This window comes from Phenylobacterium sp. (assembly GCF_030651185.1).
Classification (GTDB): domain Bacteria; phylum Pseudomonadota; class Alphaproteobacteria; order Caulobacterales; family Caulobacteraceae; genus Phenylobacterium.
Window position 1 is genome coordinate 23343 of the sequence record NZ_JAUSCJ010000018.1, and the last position, 16127, is coordinate 39469.

Consider the following 16127-nt stretch of genomic DNA (forward strand, 5'->3'; position numbering starts at 1 on the left):
CCACTTACGCCTGACATGCTCTAGGGATTGTAGGCCCGCTCACCGTGGGCCGACATGTCCAGCCCCTCGTCCACCGCGTCGTCGCCGGCCCGCAGGCCCACGGTGCGGCGGACCAGGAAGACCAGGACCAGGGTGGCGATCCCCGACCAGGCGCAGACCGCCAGCACGCCCAGCACCTGGGTCACCGCCTGGGAGCCCATGGTGACCCCTTCGGCATAGCCCGCGCCGCCGAGGTTGGTCGCGGCCAGCACCGCCACCAGCAGGGTCCCCAGGATGCCGCCCACGCCATGGACGGCGAAGACGTCGAGGCTGTCGTCGATCTTCATCCGGTGCTTCACCAGGTCCACGGCCTGATAGCAGATCAGCGAGCCCGCGGCGCCCAGGATCACGCCGCCCAGGGGGCCGACAAAGCCGGACGCCGGGGTGACGGTTGCCAGGCCGGCCACCACGCCGGTGACCAGGCCCACCATGCTGGGCCGCCCGAAGCGCTTCCACTCGATCGCGGCCCAGACCAGGCCCGCCGTGGCCGCCGAGAGGTGGGTGGCGATCAGAGCCGCGCCCGCATTACCGTCGGCGGCCAGGGCGCTGCCGGCGTTGAAGCCGTACCAGCCGACCCACAGCATGCCGGCGCCCATCATGGTCATGCCCGGATTGTGCGGCGGCGAGAGATCCCGCGGGAACCCGTCGCGCGGGCCAAGCCGCCAGGCGATCAGCAGGGCCGAGACCCCGGCCGTGGCGTGGACCACCAGGCCGCCCGCATAGTCCATGACGTGCATCTGGGCGAGCCAGCCCCCGCCCCAGACCCAGTGACAGACCGGCGCATAGACCACGATCAGCCACAGGGCGGAAAACAGCAGCACGGCGGAGAACTTGATGCGCTCGACGAAGGCGCCGACGATCAGGGCCGGGGTGATGATGGCGAAGGTCATCTGGAAGGCGAAGAAGACGCTCTCCGGCAGGACGCCGGTCACCGCGTCGCGGCCCACGGAGATCAGCCCGAACTTGGCCAGGTCGCCGATCAGCGGTCCGGTCCCGGAGAAGGCCAGGCTGTAGACCCCCAGCAGCCAAAGCACCGAGGCCAGGCAGGCGATGGCCACGCAGTGGGTCATCACCGACAGCACGTTCTTGGACCGCACCAGCCCGGCGTAGAAGAGCGCCAGTCCGGGCAGGGTCATGAACAGGACCAGCGCCGTGGCGCTGAGGATCCAGGCGGTGTCGCCGTGATCGATGGCCGGAGCCGCCCCCTGCGCCAGGGCGGGAGACGCCAGCGCCAAGCCTGCGATCAGCGCGCCCAAGCGCGTCAGCGTCCGAACCGTCATGCCCCGTCCCCCCAACTGGTCAGGAGGCCTTGGCTACAGGAGTCTTTGCCTGTTGTGCAGGCACAATTTTTCGGGGTGCGCGCAAAAAGCGGGCAGCCTCCTCAGGCCGCGGCGAGAACGATGGGCTCGGGGGGCAGGACATTGTCCAGCGACAGCAGGCTGACGATGCCGGTGTCGGTGGTCATGACGCCGTTGACGTAGTTGAGGATTTCCCCGCCGATATCGGGGGGCGACTGGATCAGGCCCGGGGTCACCGTGAGGATGTCGGAGACCGCGTCCACCACCAGACCCACCTGGGCCTCGCCGATCTGGGCCACCACCACCACGGAGGAGGAGTTGGGTTCGGCCGGGCCAAGGCCCAGGCGGCCGCCAAGGTCGATCACCGGCAGAATGGCGCCGCGCAGGTTCATCATCCCCAGCACGTGGGGCGGCGCATGGGGCAGGGGCGTGGCCGCGGTCCAGCCGCGGATCTCACGCACCGCCATGATGTCGATGGCGTAGGACTGATCGCCGATGCGGACCGAGATCAGTTCGGCGCCCGGCTGCGGGATCCTGGAGTTGTCCATGCTTAGAACTCTTCCCAATCGTTCTGTTCGGGGTCGATTTTCACCAGTATCCCTATGAACCTGCTCGATTTCATTAACGGCGCCGCGGGTTTTTCGGAGTCGATCCAAGGGGTTGCGGGTCCGGTCCTCGCGCGACTAGGCTGGCGGCAAGGGGGACACGACATGATATTCCACAGCATCGCCGGGGCCGCGGCGCTCACAGCCGCTCTGCTGGCCTCCACCACGCCCGCCTGGGCCTTTGACGCCCGTAAGCCCGCCGACATCCTGGCGGTGCTGCAGACCAATGGCGCGAGCGGCGAACTGAAGGTCGACGACAAGGGCGAACCCTGGATCAAGGGCCTGGTGGGCAAGCTGATCTTCGAGGTCAACTTCCTGAAATGCGACACGGCCAAGACCGCCTGCGGCCTGGTGGTCTACCAGCTCGGCTGGGACGACGACGACCTGGTGAACGCCGAGCAGATCAATCTCTGGAACCGCAACGCCTATCTGTGCCCCGCCTACCTCAACAAGGACAACCACCCCTACGCCTGGTACGCCCTGCGCGCCTCGGTCAACGACCGCCGCGAGGACGTCGTGGCCCAGCAGAAGGAATGGCTGACCTGCGTCGCTGACTTCGACGATTTCACCAGCGCGCCGGACACCTATTTCAAGGCTCGGTGAGGCGTATGGCCCTGGAGGCACGGCAGGACCTGGCGCGGATGATCGGCGAGGCGCGCCGGATCGTCGCCTTCACGGGGGCGGGCATCTCCACGGAATCGGGCATTCCGGACTTCCGCTCGCCGGGCGGGGTGTGGAGCAAGATGAGCCCCATCCTGTTCCAGGACTTCGTGGCCGATCCTCAGAAGCGCCGCGAGGCCTGGGGCCGGGCCTTTTCCGGCCGCGCCGGCTGGGTGGGCGCCGCGCCCAATGAGGGCCACTACGCCCTGGTCCGTCTGATGGAGGCCGGCAAGCTCTCCAGCGTCATCACCCAGAACGTCGACAACCTGCACCAGGATAGCGGCCTCCCCGCCTCGCGGGTGATCGAGCTGCACGGCAACGCCAGCTATGCGACCTGCCTCGACTGCGGGACGCGGCACGAACTGGCCGACCTGAGGGCGCGTTTTGAGGCGACCTCAGACCTGCCGGTCTGCCAGGCCTGCGGCGGCATCGTGAAGACCGCCACCATCTCCTTTGGCCAGCAGCTGAAGCCGCAGGTGCTGCGCAAGGCCGAGCTGGAGGCGTTGAACAGCGACCTGTTCCTGGTGCTGGGATCGTCCCTGGTGGTCTATCCGGCCGCGGCCCTGCCGCAGATCGCCAAGCGCAATGGCGCGGCCCTGGCCATCCTCAACCGCGAGCCCACCGATATCGACGGCATGGCCGACCTGGTGCTGAACGACGAGATCGGCCCGGTGATGAGCGAAGTGGCCTCTAAGCTCTAGGCGCGACCGGCCGGGCGCGCAGCTTGGTAGGGATCGGATCGGCGCGGAAATCGGCCACCACGCCGATCTTGGCGTTGCAGGACGGGCAGCGGATCACGACGTCACCATCCAGCTCGTCGCTGACATTGAAGCCAGCCCCGCAGGGCTTGCACTTCCAGGCGAAGACCTGGGCGGGCGGCGGCGGTGGAGGCGGGGGCGGCGCGGCCTTGCGGATCGGCTCGGGACCCAGCGGCCGCGTCGGCGGGTTCTTCAGGCTGAGGATCTTGCGGGGGCGAGGTTCGTCGGTCATGGCGCTTTTAGATCTTGGGCGACAGGCGCCGCCCCCGGAACTAGGCCTCTTGCTCCGGCGGGGCAAGGCGTAGGCGACCGGCCGCCGCACGGCAAACGCCGCTGGCGATGAATTTTTAACGCTCGGGGGCGAGGATTCACGCTGAGTCCCAGGGAGCTCCCGCCATGCTGACCCCCGAATGCTGCCGCGCCGGCCGCGCCCTCCTCGACTGGAGTCTGAAGGATCTGGCCGAGAAGTCCGGCGTCGCCTTCACCACCATCTCGCAGTTCGAGAACGGCCGCCCCGCCCACGGAACCACCCAGAAGCGCCTGACCAGGGCCCTGGAAACCAACGGCGTGAAGCTGCTGGCCGAGGCCGGCTGGACGGGTGCGGTGCTGCTGCGTCGCGCTTGACGGCCTGACCGCCAGGGCCGACATGCTCCCCGCCTGACCACGGGGACTTGCGACGAATGGCCACGAAAGCCTGCTTCATCACCGGCGCCGCCAGCGGCATCGGCCTGGCCACCGCCAAGCGTTTCGCCGCCGAGGGCTATTTCGTCGGGTTATCCGATGTGGATGAGGATGCCCTGGCCAAGGCCGCCGCCGAGTTCGATCCCGGCCAGGTCGTCGCCATCCGCCTGGACGTGCGCAACGAAGCCGCCTGGGGCCTGGCCCTGGCCCGCTTCGCCAAGGCCAGCGGCGGCCGACTGGACGTGATGATCAACAATGCGGGCCTGGCCCGCTACGGCTGGTTCGAGACCCAGACCTCCGCCGACTGGGACCTGCAGATCGACGTCAATCTGCGCGGCGTCATCTATGGCAGCTACGCCGCCCTGCCGCTGCTGAAGGCGACCAAGGACTCGGTGCTGGTCAATATCGCCTCCAGTTCGGGCCTGTCGGGCCCGCCGCGCCTGGCGGTCTACGGCGCCACCAAGTTCGCGGTGCGCGGCCTGTCGGAGGCGCTGGACCTGGAATATTCCCGCTTCGGCGTCCGGGTGGTCTGCATCATGCCGGGCTATATCGACACCCCCCTGCTGGACTCCACCGCCAACGCCGAGGGTCAGGTGTTCCGCAGCGCCATCGAGGAGGCCCAGTCGGTGCCCGGCTCAGTGGAAGACGTCACCAAGGTGATCTGGGAGTCGATCTCCAGCCCCCACCTGCACCACGGGGTCGGCGCCCACGCCGAGGCCCAGACGGTGGGTCTGCGCCCGGCCATCGAGGCCATGCGCGCCTATTGGAAGGGCGTGTTCGCCAAGACCTGATCGGCGCGGGCGGCAAGGTCGCCCGGCGGGATCATCATCAGCTCGTAGCCGAAACGGCGGTAGGCCTCGAGGTGGACCGCCTCGAACCGCAGCGCGTCCGGATAGCTGATCCGGCGGGCCGCCGTGGGGGTCACGAAGCCCAGGTTCTGGATGAAGAACACTTGGGCCTCATAGATCTGCTCGGCCTCGATGCGCTCGATCTCCGCCCGCAGGGCGGGCGAGGGCGGAAACCCCAAGAATTCGCCGAGCGCCCAGGTGCAGATCGGCGAGCGGTCGAAGACGCCGTCTCCCACCAACCTCTGCCGCTGCACCTGCAAGGCCACGATCCGGTCGATGAAGCCGGGATCGGTCCAGGGTTCGGGCCGCCCGAGCGCCTGTTCCAGGGCGATGACGTCGGTGGCCGCCTCCTCGACCACCGCGCAGCCGCGCCGTTCCAGCAACCGCAGCAGGGCGGTCTTCCCCGCCCCGGGCGCGCCAGTCAGTATGTATCGCGCCATGATACGCCCCCGCCAAGCCCGAACGGCCGCGCCAGGGGGCCGCTTCAGGCGTTGAACTCTTTGACTTTACAGGAAGAAGTGGCGCCGCTTAGGTGGCTCGAACACCTGACCCCATCACTTCGAACGCTTCAGTTCTTGTAAATTTGCGATGAATTACAAGAGCATAGAGCGAACAGGATCTCGAATCCGGCGCCGCCGGGACAAAGAGCCCTGACCGCCCGATCTGGCGAGATCATGATGTCCGGGGTTAGATCTCGACCCCGGCCTCCCGCATCAGCCGCACCATGCGCCTGAGCAGGGTGGCGTTCTGCTTGGCCATGGCCAGGACCATCTCCGGATTGAGGACCTCGTTGGCCCCCACCAGCCCGTCCTCGGTGTCGATCAAGGACCCGGCGTCGATCAGCTTCTGGATGCGTCGCCGCGCGGTCTCGTAGGAGAGGCCGAGCGACAGCGCCACGGCGTTACGGCTGATGGGCCGCTTGATCTCGAAGGGCTCGGGCTGGTCGATCGCCCCATAGCGCAGGGACAGGGCCGGGTCGGAGCCGAGGTGGGCCACATTGGCCACCGCGACGGTCGAGAGGATCAGGGCGTCGAGGGGATCATGCGCCCCGCCGCGCAGCACCGCGCTGTAGATCGAGATCACATAGTCCATCGACAGCCGGGAGATCAGCCGGATGTGCCTGGGGTCATCCATGGGCCGGGTCCGTCGCGGGGGGTGGCGAATCCCTGACGTGATTCGCCGGCGACGGGGCGCCTGGATTTCAGGATCGGAGGGAAGAAGTGGTGCCGCTTAGGTGACTCGAACACCTGACCCCATCATTACGAATGATGTGCTCTACCAGCTGAGCTAAAGCGGCCTGACGCGCGGAGCGGCGAACCGGCCCGCGCGGGAGCGCCTATTTAGCTGCTCTCGGCGCGCTCGCCAAGCGGCGCCTCGCAGGGGAGCGTCTTTGGCTTATCGGCGGGGGTGGCGGGGGTTCCGGCTCGTCGTCGTCATAGAGGCCCTCGTCCACCTCATAGGGCGGCGGCGTGGCCTCCTGGCCGGCCAGGAACGGGGCTGAATCCGCATAGGAGATCGGGAGCTCCGGCAGCTCGGTCATGGTCTTCTCGGCCCGCTCGTGGCGCGGGTGGATCAGTTCGCCGGTCTCGGCATAGACCGCCGTCAGCCGCGCCCAGTCGGCGGGCAGGTAGGCGAAGGCCTGGCCCTCGGGGTCGAGATCGGTCCAGTCCGGCTCCTGCGGCGCCCCCACCGCGCGCGCCATCCAGACCCTGGCCTCGTCGGGCTTGCCGGCGGCGAAGGCGACGCGGGCGAACAGGCCGGCGACGCGCCGGGTGAGCGGTTCGTCCTCCAGGGCCTTGGCGGCCTCGCGGGCGCGGATCGGGACGCCGTTGATCAGGGCCTGCTCGACGAAGAGGATGCGGCTCTCGCGGGCGCCGGGATTCAGCTGCGCCAGGTCGCCGAGCCGTTCGGCCCGCTGGCGCGGCGTCTCGTTGGTCTTCAGGTCACGATAGGCCAGCCACAAGGCCGGATGGGGCGCGGCCTTCCAGGCCGTCTCCAGGACCTGGGCGGCGCGGCCCGCCTTGCCGTCGGCGGCCAGCAGGCGGGCGGCCATCACCACCCCCGGCGCGAAGCCCGGCTGCAGCTTGGCGGCCTCGACCGCATAGTCCGTGGCCTGGGACCGCGCCCTGGGCTCGGCCGAGTTTTCCAGCTGGGCGGCCGACGCGGCCAGCAGGGCGGCGCGGGCCCGGTCGGCGACGATGGGAGAGACGATCTTGCGGTCCAGCGCGCTCTTGACCAGTTCCAGCGCCCCGTCCCAGTCGCCGGCCTCCAGGCGGGCCTCCAGCACGGCGCGCCAGGCCCAGCGGGCGGTGCGGCCCAACCCATAGGCCTGCTCGGCGTGCCCCACGGCGGTGGCCTTGTCGCCCTGGGCCAGGGCCTGGGCCATCAGCCCCCTGTGGCCGGCCAGGCGCATCTCGGGGAAGCCCAGCATGGCGGAATAGGCGGCCTGGACCGCGACGGCGTCCCCCGCGGCCTCGGCCGCCTGGGCGGCCAGTATCCGGACCAGGCCGGGCGCCTCGTCGGCGAGATCGGCGGCCTTCAGGGCCAGGCGGCGCGCCTCCGAACCATCTCCGGCGGCGGCGGCCAGGAAGCCGCGGGTCAGGGCCTCATTGGCCTGGCGGCGGCGGTCTTCGGCCCGCGCCCGCTCGGCCCGGCGCGGCGCCTCCATGATCCACAGCAACAGGCGCCAGCCGATCATGGTGGCGAGCGCGCCCACCAGGGTGATCAGGACCATGGCCGCGGCGGTCATATCGGCCCGCCACCCCAGCCAGATGATGCTGGCGTGGCCGGGCTCGCCGGTGATGGCCAGGATCGCGGTGGCCACGGCCACCACTAGGAAGATGACCAGGGCCGTGCGGATCATGCGCCGCTCCGGGCCAGCCGGGCGAGATCCTCCAGGGCCTGGACGCGGACCGCCGAGATGCGGCGATCAATGTCGGCCCGCGTCTCGGCGGCGGCGCGCCAGGGCGCCAGCGCCTCACGGCCGCCCGGAGGCAGACCGTCGAGGGTCCGCAGGGCATGGTCGAGGTCGCCCTCTTCCACCTGGCGTTCGGCGCGGGCCAGCAGGGCGTCGACGCCCTTACCCGGCACGTCTCCCACCTGCCGCAGGGTGACCACGCGGCGGAGCGCGGCGCCCAGTCGGGCCATCAGGCCGGCGCTGTCACCGGGCGCGCGGGCGGCGCCGGCGGCGCGGGCGGCATATTCGGGAAAGCTGGCGGCCAGGGCCGCGCGGCTGGGGGCGCCGCGCTCGGCCACGCGGCGCAGGGCGCGCAGTTCAGCCGAGGGCGGCGAGACCGCGTCCAGGGCCGCGAGTTCCTCGGCGAAGGGCCGCGAGGTCTGGGCCGCCTCCATCAGGGCCGCGGCGGCCAGGGCCGAGGCGGCGGCCTCGGCGGTGCGCGACTGCTCGGCCTCCAGGGCGTCGATCCGCCGGGCGAGCTGCTGCATCGCCTCGGCGTTCGGGGCCGCGAGCGCGACCTCCAGCGGGGGCGGCTCATCGGCGGGATAGGTCTGGACCGGGGCCAGGGGCCGGAGATTGGCGAGATCGGAACTGACGCTGGGCCGAGGCTTGATCGGGAAGACGTGCGGGCCGAACCGCGACAGGGCGTAGCCGGCCACCAGGCAGACCAGGCCGAACGCGGCCACTATCCAGAGCGTCGGCAGCCGCGCAGGGCCGCCATGGGGCGGCGAAGGCTCTGTCGGGTCCGGCGTGACGCTCATGATCTACCGATCTATCAGATTCAGCAGCGCCGCTTCGAGAGGAAAGGGTGCGAACATCTTGGCCGCCATCTTGGTGCGGGCCAGGGGCTTCATCACCGCCTTGGAAAGGCACAGGGCCCGCATCCGCGGCTGGGGCGAGGCCTTCAGCATGGCGGCCAGGGCCTGGGCGGCCTTGGGGGAGTGCAGCAGGACGGCGTCGATCTCGGGCAGGCTGGCCAGCTCTTCCGCCGTCAGTTCGGCCGGGCCGGTGTCGTAGAGGACCAGCCGCCGGGCCTCGATGCCGTGGGCCTGCAGCGCGCCCACCAGGTCGCCGGCCGGTTCGGCGGCGCCCGGATGCAGGACGCAGCCCTTCAGGTCGCGCTTGCGGGCGGCGATGCCCTCGGCCAGGGCCTCGACGTCGCCATCGGCCGACAGCACGTTCTTGAAGCCCGCGGCGCGAACCGCCTGGGCGGTGGCGGCGCCGACGGCGAAGACCCGCAGCGACCGCTCGGGCGTCGCCTCGATAAAGGCCCGCACGCCATTGGCGCTGGTGAAGGCCAGCGCGCAGACCCCGCGCAGATCCACCTCCACGCCCTCCACCGGCTCGACCCTGAGCAAGGGCGCGATGAACGGTTCATGGCCCAAGGCGCGGACGCGGGCGGCCGTGGTCTCGGCGGCGGGCTGGGCGCGGGTGATCCAGATCTTGCGGGTGCTCATCGTCCCGACACGGTTGAGCCAAGCTCAGCCATAACGCAACCCTGAGCGGTCTTCATGCCTCATGAAGGGCGAGCAGGTCGCCGCCTTCCTCGAGCACCTGGGCGCCGAGCGCCAGGCCGAGTTCCCGCGCCACGGCCTCATGGTCGCCGGCCAGCAGGGCGTCGCCCTCGCGGCGGAATCGGTGGACGCCGTCGGGCGACAGGGCCTCGACGATCAGGTGGATGCGGTCCCCCAGCAGGCGGGCATGGGCGCCGATGGCGGTCTTGCAGGAGCCTTCCAGGGCCATCAGCGCGCCGCGCTCGGCGGCGACGGCGATGGTGGTCCCGGCGTGACGCACCGCCTCGAGCCAGGGCAGGTCGATATCGGCGGTCCGGGTCTCGATGGCCAGGGCGCCCTGGCCGGGGGCCGGGGGAACCTCGATGGGATCGATCAGGCTCCGGGGCAGGTGGCCCAGGCCCAGGCGGTTGAGGCCCGACATGGCCAGCAGGATGGCGTCGGCGTCCCCGGCCTGCAGCTTGGCCAGCCGGGTGTCGACATTGCCCCGCAGCATCTGGACGTCGAGATCGCGGCGGCGGTGCAGGGACTGCGCTTGTCGGCGGAGCGAGGCGGTGCCCAGCACGGCGCCCTGGGGCAAATCCTCCAGACGGTCGGCCTTGAAGGACAGGAAGGCGTCGCGGGGGTCTTCCCGCTCGGGGATGGCGGCGATGGTCAGGCCGTCGGGGCAGACCGCCGGCATGTCCTTCAGCGAGTGGATGGCGCAGTCGATACGCCCCTCCAGCATCGCCTCCTCGATTTCCTTGGTGAACAGCCCCTTGCCGCCGATCTCCAGCAGGCGGCGGTCCTGCACCCGGTCGCCGGTGGTGGTGATGATGATCAGCGGAGCGACGCGCTCGGCGTCCTCGGGGGCTGCGCCGAGGGCGGCGGCGATACGGCGTTGCATCATGCCGGCCTGGGCCAGCGAAAGCTTGGAGCCGCGGGCTCCGATCCGGACAGGTTGCGTGGACACGGCGGGAGGGCTACCTCGGCGGGGGACTGAGCCGTTGGCTACAGGACGGAACCCCAAGCCGCAACGCAGATGACCGACCTTATCCTCCTGGGCCTCGAAACCAGCTGCGACGAAACCGCCGCCTCGGTGCTGCGCCGCCGCGCCGACGGGCGCGTGGAGATTCTGTCGAGCGTCATCGCCAGCCAGATCGCCGCCCACGCCCCCTATGGCGGCGTGGTGCCCGAGATCGCCGCCCGGGCCCATGTGGAGTCCATCGACGCCATAGCGGGCCAGGCCATGAGCGAGGCGGGCGTGACCTATGGCGACCTCTCCGGCGTGGCGGCCACCGCCGGCCCCGGCCTGGTGGGCGGGGTGATGGTGGGGCTGTCCTTCGGCAAGGCGGTGGCCCTGGCGCGCGGCCTGCCGCTGATCGCGGTGAACCACCTGGAGGGCCACGCGGTCTCCGCGCGCCTGGCCGCCGACATTCCCTATCCCTTCCTGCTGCTGCTGGTTTCCGGCGGGCATTGCCAGCTCCTGGCCGTGGAGGGCATTGGCGCCTGCAAGCGCCTGGGCTCCACCATCGACGACGCGGCCGGCGAGGCCTTCGACAAGATCGCCAAGAGCCTGGGCCTGCCCTATCCCGGCGGGCCGGCCCTGGAAAAGCTGGCGGTCGGCGGCGATCCCACCGCCTTCACCCTGCCCCGCGCCCTGCTGGGCCGCGACGGCTGCGACTTTTCCTTCTCCGGCCTGAAGACCGCCGCCGCGCGGCTGGCTGAGACGGTCACCACCGAGGTCGAACGCAAGAACCTGGCCGCCTGCGTCCAGACCGCCATCGCCCGCCAGCTGTCAGACCGCACCGACCGGGCCATGGCCGCCTACGCCATCGCCAGGGGGAACCACGACCTGCGCTTCGTGGTGGCCGGCGGGGTGGCGGCCAACGGGGCGGTTCGGGCCAAGCTGATGGAGACCGCCAAGGCCCGCGGCTTTTCCTTCAACGCCCCGCCGCTCGCCTACTGCACCGACAACGCCGCCATGATCGCCTTGGCCGGCGCCGAGCGGCTGGCCCTGGGCATGACAGACCCCCTGGACGCGCCCGCGCGGCCGCGTTGGCCCTTGGACGCCGCTGCGGCGTTGTCCAATCCTACCCACGCATTCGGACGCAAGGGCGCCAAGGCATGAGCATGACGACAGCAGGCGTGATCGGCGGCGGCGCCTGGGGCACCGCTCTGGCCCTGGTCTGCGCCCGCGCCGGGCTGACCACCACCCTCTGGGCCCGCGAGGCCGAGGTGGTGGACGCCATCCGCACCCGAAACGAGAACAGCGTCTTCCTGCCGGGGATCGCCTTCGACAGCCCCGTCGCCGCCACGGGCGACATGGCCGAGCTGGCGTCCTGCGACCTGATCCTCAACGTCACCCCCGCCCAGCATCTGCGGTCCAGTCTCGCGGCCTTCGCGCCCCATGCGCGGAAGGGCGTGCCGATCCTGCTCTGCGCCAAGGGGGTGGAGCAGGGGTCGCTGAAGCTAATGACCGAGGTCCTGGCCGAGACCCTGCCCGACGCCTGCCCCGCCGTGCTGTCGGGACCGAGCTTCGCCGGCGAGGTGGCCCGAGGCCTGCCCACCGCCGTGACCCTGGCCTGCCCCGACGAGGACCTGGGGCGCGACCTGGCCGAGGCCATCGCCAGCCCGCTGTTCCGGCCCTACCTGGCCACCGACATGATCGGCGCCGAGATCGGCGGCTCGGTGAAGAACGTGCTGGCCATCGCCTGCGGGATCGTCGAAGGCCGAGGCCTGGGCCGCAGCGCCCACGCGGCCCTGATCACCCGGGGCTTCGCCGAACTCACCCGGCTGGCGCAGGCCCTGGGGGGCGAGGCCGAGACGGTGGCCGGGCTCTGCGGCCTGGGCGACCTGGTGCTCACCTGCTCCAGCACCCAGTCGCGCAACAACCGCATCGGCCTGGCCCTGGGCCAGGGGATGACCCTGGACGAGGCGCTGGCCAGCCTGGGCGGCGCGGTGGCCGAGGGTGTCGCCTCGGCGCCGGCCGTGCGCGGCCTGGCCGCCAAGCATGGCGTCGAAATCCCCATCTGCGACGCCGTGGCCGCCATCCTGGCGGGCGAGGCCGATATCGACGCCGCCATCGCTGGTCTGCTGTCGCGACCGCTCAAGACCGAATTCTGAAGGAACCGCCCATGGCCCTCTTCGTGATGATCTGCCTCGACAAGCCGGACTCGCTGGACCTGCGAATGGCCACCCGGCCGGCCCACCTGGCCTATGCCGGGACCTTTTCCAGCGTCGTGAAGCTGGGGGGCCCGATCCTGGACGACAAGGGCGACATGGCCGGCTCCCTGCTGGTGATGGAGGGCGAAACCGAGGAGGTGGCGCGGTCCTTCAACCGCGACGATCCCTACACCCTGGCCGGCCTGTTCCAGAGCGTGCAGATCCTGCCCTTCCGCGCGACCATCGGAAACCTGTGAACCGCGACGAGCCCGACAACCCGGCCAGGCCCCCCGCCGGCCAGCGCCTCTGCGCGGTGACCGACCTGGCCGATCCCGGGGCCAAGGGCTTCCGATTCCGCAATGAGCGCGCCCTGTTCGCGGGCTTCCTGGTGCGCCAGGGCGACGCCATCACCGGCTATGTCGACTCATGCCCGCACAATGGCTGGCCCCTGGCCGTCATGGACGACCGCTATCTGACCCGGGGGGGCGACCGGATCATCTGCGCCGCGCACGGGGCGATGTTCCGCCCCTCCGACGGGCTCTGCGTGGCCGGCCCCTGCGCCGACGATCACCTGCGCCCCTGGCCGGTGGCGGTGGTGGACGGCGAAGTCCTCACGGCCTGACTCTTCCTTAACCCGCCAAGGCTAAGCCTCTTGTCCTTGAGACCTAAGAGGAGCCTGTCATGGCTGACGCCCTTCGCGCCCTGGCGACCATGAACCATCGGTTCGCCCCGCAGTTCGCCAAGACCATGCTGGCCACGCCGCGCGCCGATGACGACGCCGCGGCCTTCGCCGCCCACTGCAAGGCGATGAACTTCGAGTTCACCGAGGGGTGGGCCGACCAGAACATTCCCTTCGTCTCGCCCCTGCTGCGCGACTTCGCGGCCAAGCGCGGATCGGTCCGCTACATGGAGATCGGCGCCTATGAGGGGCGCAACCTGGCCTTCATGGACTGGCTGCTGCCGGCCAAGCTTGACGTCACGGTGATCGATCCCTGGTTCGACCAGGACCTGAACCCGGAAGAGAAGTACCACGCGGTGGAGCCGCGCTTCGCCCGCAACACCGCCAAGCTCGGCTTCTCGAAACTCACCACCCACAAAGGCTTCTCGACCTACGAGCTGCCCAAGATGCTGGAGCGGGGCGAGACCTACGACCTGATCTACATCGATGGATCTCATACCGCCTGGGCCGTGGGCGTGGACCTGGCCTATTGCGCGGCCCTGCTGGAGGTCGGCGGGATGATGGTGCTGGACGATTACTGGCACCATGAAAGCGAGATCGGGGGGCCGGGCGTCAAGCAGGCGGTCGATCACTTCCACGGAGTCTTCCGGCGATATTTCGATATCACCGCCGTCTACCGCCAAGTGGCCCTGACCAAGGTCCGCGAGATCCCGCGCTGATTACTGTCGAGCTCTGCTGACGGCTTGCTCTCCAGGCCCGCCCCGGGACTCCCGGGCGCGGGCCGACTGTTTCGCGGGCCAAACCCGGCATAGTTAATGCAAAATAAAAGAATCCAGGTAGCGCGGCCCCCAATTCGGGTTTATGGCGTGCGGATTGCTGTTGCTGCAGTGCACTGTCCCAGGAGAGAACACCGCCGTGCTGAACCGCTTCCGTCACATCTTGCAGACTGCCACCAGCCGGCTGCCGCGACGCGATGCGATCCATCTCGTGGGTGTGGAGCTTGCCCTGGTGGCGGTCCTGACGGCCGGCATCGCCGTCGCCGCGGCGCCGGACGGCCGCAATGAACGCCTGGCCCTTCTGACCAAGGGCGAGGTCTCGGCCGAGGCCTTCGCCCGCCTGAAGGCCGGCATGGACCCGTCGATGCTCTCCCTCGCCAGCCGCGTCGAACCCCGCATGGGGGGTTTGATGACCGCCTCGGGCGACGCGATCAAAACCGACGCCGCGACCCTGCCCGAAGGTGTGGCGGGCGACGCCGCGGTCATCCGCCTGCAGGACCTCGATCCCGATCAGGCCCGCGCCTGGAACCTGGCCAACCCGACCTCGGTCCTGCCCAACCCGGCGTCCCGGCCCTTCAAGCTGAAGACCGGCGGCATGCTGGACGAGGCCCGGGCCATCGATTGCCTGACGGCGGCCATCTATTACGAAGCCGCCTGGGAAAGCGTCGACGGCCAGCGCGCCGTGGCCCAGGTCGTGCTGAACCGCATGCGCCACCCGGCCTACCCCAAGACGGTCTGCGGTGTGGTCTTCCAGGGCTCCAACCGCACCACCGGCTGCCAGTTCAGCTTCACCTGCGATGGGGCGATGAACCGTCAGCCGCAGGAAGCCGGCTGGCTGCGCGCCCGCAGCGTCGCCTCGGCGGCCCTCAACGGCTTCGTGATGAAGAAGGTTGGCACCGCCACCCATTATCACGCCAACTATGTCGCGGCCTATTGGAGCCCCAGCCTGGTCAAGGTCGGCACCATCGGCGCCCACATCTTCTATCGCTGGACCGGCGGCTCGGGCCTGCCCCCCGCCTTCTCCGGCAAGTATCTCGGCACCGAGGCGGAGGGGATGCAGATCGCCGCCCTGGACCGCTACGCCACCGCCCCGAAGATCGAGGCCTCCCTGGCCCGGGACAATCTCCAGGAGGCTCTGCCGGTGGAGGAAGCCGTCCTGACCAAGGCGCCAAAGGGCGCCGATGGCCACACGCCGGCCGGCGGGCCCCAGTCCGAAACGGTCAAACAGGAAGCCCTGGTCACCGTGGCCGACGCCGCCCGCGACGCCGGCGCCCTGCTGAAGGCCGAAGACCTCGACTGGACCGGCCAACCCAAGAAGAAGGGCCCGCCGCGCCTGGCGATGCCCGGCTCGAGCTTCTAAGGGCTAGCCCCCTCCCCTGCCAGCTCAGCCCGGCGCGACCTCCGCCGAGAAGGCGTTCACGTCCTCGATCAGGCCCGTCGCGGCGGTCGCCACCAGCTCACCGCCCTTTTCGGGCGTGGCCAGGGCCGGGTCGGACCCCATGCGGCCGTCGGGATAGCGGGCGCGGAAATCCAGCGCCTCGCGGATCGGGCCGGTGGGCGCGATCTGCGGCGCGTAGTTGGCGGTCTTGATGGCGTCGGGATAGGCCCACTGGGTCACCGCGATCTCCGAGGGCGTCGCATGGCTGCCGTGACCCACCGGGAACTGGCGGTTGGCGAGCGCCAGCACCCCCCGCAGCTCCCACCAGTTCTTCAGCTTCATCGAGAAGCCGCGCGGCCGGTCGGCGAAGCTCGCCTCAGCATAGAGCTCGGAGAACGCCGCCTCGATGGTGGCGACATTGCCGCCGTGGCCGTTGAGGAAATAGATTTTCTCAAAGCCGTGGTGCCCGAGCGAGCGGCACCAGTCGCCGATGGCGGCGATGAAGGTCGACGGCCGCAGCGAGATCGTGCCCGGGAAGCCCAGGTGGTGCTGCGCCATGCCGATGTTGAAGGTCGGCCCCACCAGGATGTCGCCGGTCTTCTGGGCCTCGTTGGCGATGATCTCCGGGCACAGCCAGTCGGTGCCCAGCAGGCCGGTCGGCCCATGCTGCTCGTTGGAGCCGATCGGGATCACCACCGTCTTGGAGCGGCCCAGGAAGGCTTCGATCTCGGGCCAGGTGGAGAGGTGCAGCAGCATGGAGCGGTCCTAGGCGGGAAACAGGTGTGCATCCCACA

Annotated in this window: 20 protein-coding genes and 1 tRNA gene; 10 read left to right on the top strand and 11 right to left on the bottom strand. The window is 70.1% G+C overall.

The genetic code is table 11. The annotated features are described in order from the left end of the window. Window positions 1-20: 20 nt before the first annotated feature. Both Q7J39_RS07595 and Q7J39_RS07600 read right to left on the bottom strand, forming a co-directional pair. A complete protein-coding gene (locus Q7J39_RS07595; protein ID WP_304822309.1) occupies window positions 21-1319 on the bottom strand; it encodes an ammonium transporter in 1299 nt (432 codons plus the stop codon). 101 nt (window positions 1320-1420) lie between these two features. Continuing rightward, on the bottom strand, window positions 1421-1885 hold the full coding sequence (locus Q7J39_RS07600) for a chemotaxis protein CheW (protein WP_304822312.1): 465 nt from the start codon (window positions 1883-1885) through the stop codon (window positions 1421-1423). A gap of 162 nt (window positions 1886-2047) precedes the next feature. Here Q7J39_RS07600 and Q7J39_RS07605 point away from each other — a divergent pair, with 162 nt between their 5' ends. Then, the gene (locus tag Q7J39_RS07605; RefSeq protein WP_304822315.1) at window positions 2048-2545 is read left to right on the top strand and encodes a YbjN domain-containing protein; all 498 of its coding nucleotides are present in this window, start codon (window positions 2048-2050) and stop codon (window positions 2543-2545) included. Between the two features lie 5 nt (window positions 2546-2550). Beyond that, window positions 2551-3303 (top strand): Sir2 family NAD-dependent protein deacetylase, encoded by a 753-nt coding sequence (locus Q7J39_RS07610; protein ID WP_304822318.1) that lies wholly within the window; start codon window positions 2551-2553, stop codon window positions 3301-3303. Here Q7J39_RS07610 and Q7J39_RS07615 read toward each other — a convergent pair. Further along, the gene (locus Q7J39_RS07615; RefSeq protein WP_304822321.1) at window positions 3293-3592 is read right to left on the bottom strand and encodes a hypothetical protein; all 300 of its coding nucleotides are present in this window, start codon (window positions 3590-3592) and stop codon (window positions 3293-3295) included. The two genes, Q7J39_RS07610 and Q7J39_RS07615, sit on opposite strands and share 11 nt — an antisense overlap. Before the next feature lie 164 nt (window positions 3593-3756). On the opposite strand from Q7J39_RS07615, the gene Q7J39_RS07620 reads away from it, so the two are divergent. Further along, window positions 3757-3984, top strand: coding sequence for a helix-turn-helix domain-containing protein (locus Q7J39_RS07620; protein ID WP_304822325.1), 228 nt, complete (start codon window positions 3757-3759; stop codon window positions 3982-3984). Between the two features lie 56 nt (window positions 3985-4040). After that, window positions 4041-4832 (top strand): SDR family oxidoreductase, encoded by a 792-nt coding sequence (locus Q7J39_RS07625; RefSeq protein ID WP_304822328.1) that lies wholly within the window; start codon window positions 4041-4043, stop codon window positions 4830-4832. Here Q7J39_RS07625 and Q7J39_RS07630 read toward each other — a convergent pair. The 7 genes from Q7J39_RS07630 to hemC all read right to left on the bottom strand — a co-directional run bounded on the left by Q7J39_RS07630 (window position 4802) and on the right by hemC (window position 10308). After that, on the bottom strand, window positions 4802-5329 hold the full coding sequence (locus Q7J39_RS07630; protein WP_304822331.1) for an AAA family ATPase: 528 nt from the start codon (window positions 5327-5329) through the stop codon (window positions 4802-4804). The genes Q7J39_RS07625 and Q7J39_RS07630 overlap by 31 nt on opposite strands. Before the next feature lie 247 nt (window positions 5330-5576). Continuing rightward, window positions 5577-6023, bottom strand: coding sequence for a hypothetical protein (locus tag Q7J39_RS07635; RefSeq protein WP_304822334.1), 447 nt, complete (start codon window positions 6021-6023; stop codon window positions 5577-5579). An 87-nt stretch (window positions 6024-6110) separates the two neighbouring features. Beyond that, window positions 6111-6186, bottom strand: a tRNA-Thr gene (locus Q7J39_RS07640). Between the two features lie 39 nt (window positions 6187-6225). After that, window positions 6226-7752 (bottom strand): heme biosynthesis protein HemY, encoded by a 1527-nt coding sequence (locus tag Q7J39_RS07645; RefSeq protein ID WP_304822341.1) that lies wholly within the window; start codon window positions 7750-7752, stop codon window positions 6226-6228. Continuing rightward, window positions 7749-8606, bottom strand: a complete 858-nt coding sequence (locus Q7J39_RS07650) for a COG4223 family protein (RefSeq protein WP_304822344.1) — start codon at window positions 8604-8606, stop codon at window positions 7749-7751. The genes Q7J39_RS07645 and Q7J39_RS07650 overlap by 4 nt, the downstream gene beginning before the upstream one ends. 3 nt (window positions 8607-8609) lie before the next feature. Continuing rightward, window positions 8610-9302, bottom strand: a complete 693-nt coding sequence (locus tag Q7J39_RS07655; protein ID WP_304822347.1) for a uroporphyrinogen-III synthase — start codon at window positions 9300-9302, stop codon at window positions 8610-8612. Between the two features lie 52 nt (window positions 9303-9354). Beyond that, on the bottom strand, window positions 9355-10308 hold the full coding sequence (gene hemC / locus Q7J39_RS07660; protein ID WP_304822351.1) for a hydroxymethylbilane synthase: 954 nt from the start codon (window positions 10306-10308) through the stop codon (window positions 9355-9357). A 69-nt stretch (window positions 10309-10377) separates the two neighbouring features. On the opposite strand from hemC, the gene tsaD reads away from it, so the two are divergent. From tsaD to Q7J39_RS07690, 6 genes are all read left to right on the top strand, one after another. After that, a complete protein-coding gene (gene tsaD, locus Q7J39_RS07665) occupies window positions 10378-11466 on the top strand; it encodes a tRNA (adenosine(37)-N6)-threonylcarbamoyltransferase complex transferase subunit TsaD (RefSeq protein WP_304822353.1) in 1089 nt (362 codons plus the stop codon). Then, complete coding sequence (locus Q7J39_RS07670; protein WP_304822356.1) at window positions 11463-12461, top strand: NAD(P)H-dependent glycerol-3-phosphate dehydrogenase; 999 nt, start codon at window positions 11463-11465, stop codon at window positions 12459-12461. Before tsaD ends, Q7J39_RS07670 begins: the two co-directional genes overlap by 4 nt. Window positions 12462-12472: 11 nt before the next feature. Further along, window positions 12473-12757, top strand: a complete 285-nt coding sequence (locus Q7J39_RS07675) for a YciI family protein (protein WP_304822360.1) — start codon at window positions 12473-12475, stop codon at window positions 12755-12757. Beyond that, window positions 12754-13122 (top strand): Rieske (2Fe-2S) protein, encoded by a 369-nt coding sequence (locus Q7J39_RS07680; RefSeq protein ID WP_304822362.1) that lies wholly within the window; start codon window positions 12754-12756, stop codon window positions 13120-13122. Before Q7J39_RS07675 ends, Q7J39_RS07680 begins: the two co-directional genes overlap by 4 nt. 59 nt (window positions 13123-13181) lie before the next feature. Then, the gene (locus tag Q7J39_RS07685) at window positions 13182-13898 is read left to right on the top strand and encodes a class I SAM-dependent methyltransferase (RefSeq protein ID WP_304822365.1); all 717 of its coding nucleotides are present in this window, start codon (window positions 13182-13184) and stop codon (window positions 13896-13898) included. Window positions 13899-14094: 196 nt separating this feature from the next. Beyond that, window positions 14095-15315, top strand: coding sequence for a cell wall hydrolase (locus tag Q7J39_RS07690; protein ID WP_304822368.1), 1221 nt, complete (start codon window positions 14095-14097; stop codon window positions 15313-15315). Between the two features lie 24 nt (window positions 15316-15339). On the opposite strand, the gene Q7J39_RS07695 is transcribed toward Q7J39_RS07690, so the two are convergent. Beyond that, the gene (locus tag Q7J39_RS07695) at window positions 15340-16089 is read right to left on the bottom strand and encodes a creatininase family protein (protein ID WP_304822372.1); all 750 of its coding nucleotides are present in this window, start codon (window positions 16087-16089) and stop codon (window positions 15340-15342) included. Between the last annotated feature and the right edge of the window lie 38 nt (window positions 16090-16127).

Bases quoted from the DNA above. Each gene is read 5' to 3' on its own strand.
- Q7J39_RS07625 (WP_304822328.1), top strand. From the start codon at position 4,041: ATGGCCACGAAAGCCTGCTTCATCACCGGCGCCGCCAGCGGCATCGGC.
- Q7J39_RS07645 (WP_304822341.1), bottom strand. From the start codon at position 7,752: ATGATCCGCACGGCCCTGGTCATCTTCCTAGTGGTGGCCGTGGCCACC.
- Q7J39_RS07615 (WP_304822321.1), bottom strand. From the start codon at position 3,592: ATGACCGACGAACCTCGCCCCCGCAAGATCCTCAGCCTGAAGAACCCG.
- Q7J39_RS07670 (WP_304822356.1), top strand. From the start codon at position 11,463: ATGAGCATGACGACAGCAGGCGTGATCGGCGGCGGCGCCTGGGGCACC.
- Q7J39_RS07650 (WP_304822344.1), bottom strand. From the start codon at position 8,606: ATGAGCGTCACGCCGGACCCGACAGAGCCTTCGCCGCCCCATGGCGGC.
- tsaD (WP_304822353.1), top strand. From the start codon at position 10,378: ATGACCGACCTTATCCTCCTGGGCCTCGAAACCAGCTGCGACGAAACC.
- Q7J39_RS07675 (WP_304822360.1), top strand. From the start codon at position 12,473: ATGGCCCTCTTCGTGATGATCTGCCTCGACAAGCCGGACTCGCTGGAC.
- Q7J39_RS07605 (WP_304822315.1), top strand. From the start codon at position 2,048: ATGATATTCCACAGCATCGCCGGGGCCGCGGCGCTCACAGCCGCTCTG.
- Q7J39_RS07595 (WP_304822309.1), bottom strand. From the start codon at position 1,319: ATGACGGTTCGGACGCTGACGCGCTTGGGCGCGCTGATCGCAGGCTTG.
- Q7J39_RS07610 (WP_304822318.1), top strand. From the start codon at position 2,551: ATGGCCCTGGAGGCACGGCAGGACCTGGCGCGGATGATCGGCGAGGCG.
- Q7J39_RS07695 (WP_304822372.1), bottom strand. From the start codon at position 16,089: ATGCTGCTGCACCTCTCCACCTGGCCCGAGATCGAAGCCTTCCTGGGC.
- Q7J39_RS07600 (WP_304822312.1), bottom strand. From the start codon at position 1,885: ATGGACAACTCCAGGATCCCGCAGCCGGGCGCCGAACTGATCTCGGTC.
- Q7J39_RS07655 (WP_304822347.1), bottom strand. From the start codon at position 9,302: ATGAGCACCCGCAAGATCTGGATCACCCGCGCCCAGCCCGCCGCCGAG.
- Q7J39_RS07685 (WP_304822365.1), top strand. From the start codon at position 13,182: ATGGCTGACGCCCTTCGCGCCCTGGCGACCATGAACCATCGGTTCGCC.
- Q7J39_RS07635 (WP_304822334.1), bottom strand. From the start codon at position 6,023: ATGGATGACCCCAGGCACATCCGGCTGATCTCCCGGCTGTCGATGGAC.
- Q7J39_RS07630 (WP_304822331.1), bottom strand. From the start codon at position 5,329: ATGGCGCGATACATACTGACTGGCGCGCCCGGGGCGGGGAAGACCGCC.
- Q7J39_RS07620 (WP_304822325.1), top strand. From the start codon at position 3,757: ATGCTGACCCCCGAATGCTGCCGCGCCGGCCGCGCCCTCCTCGACTGG.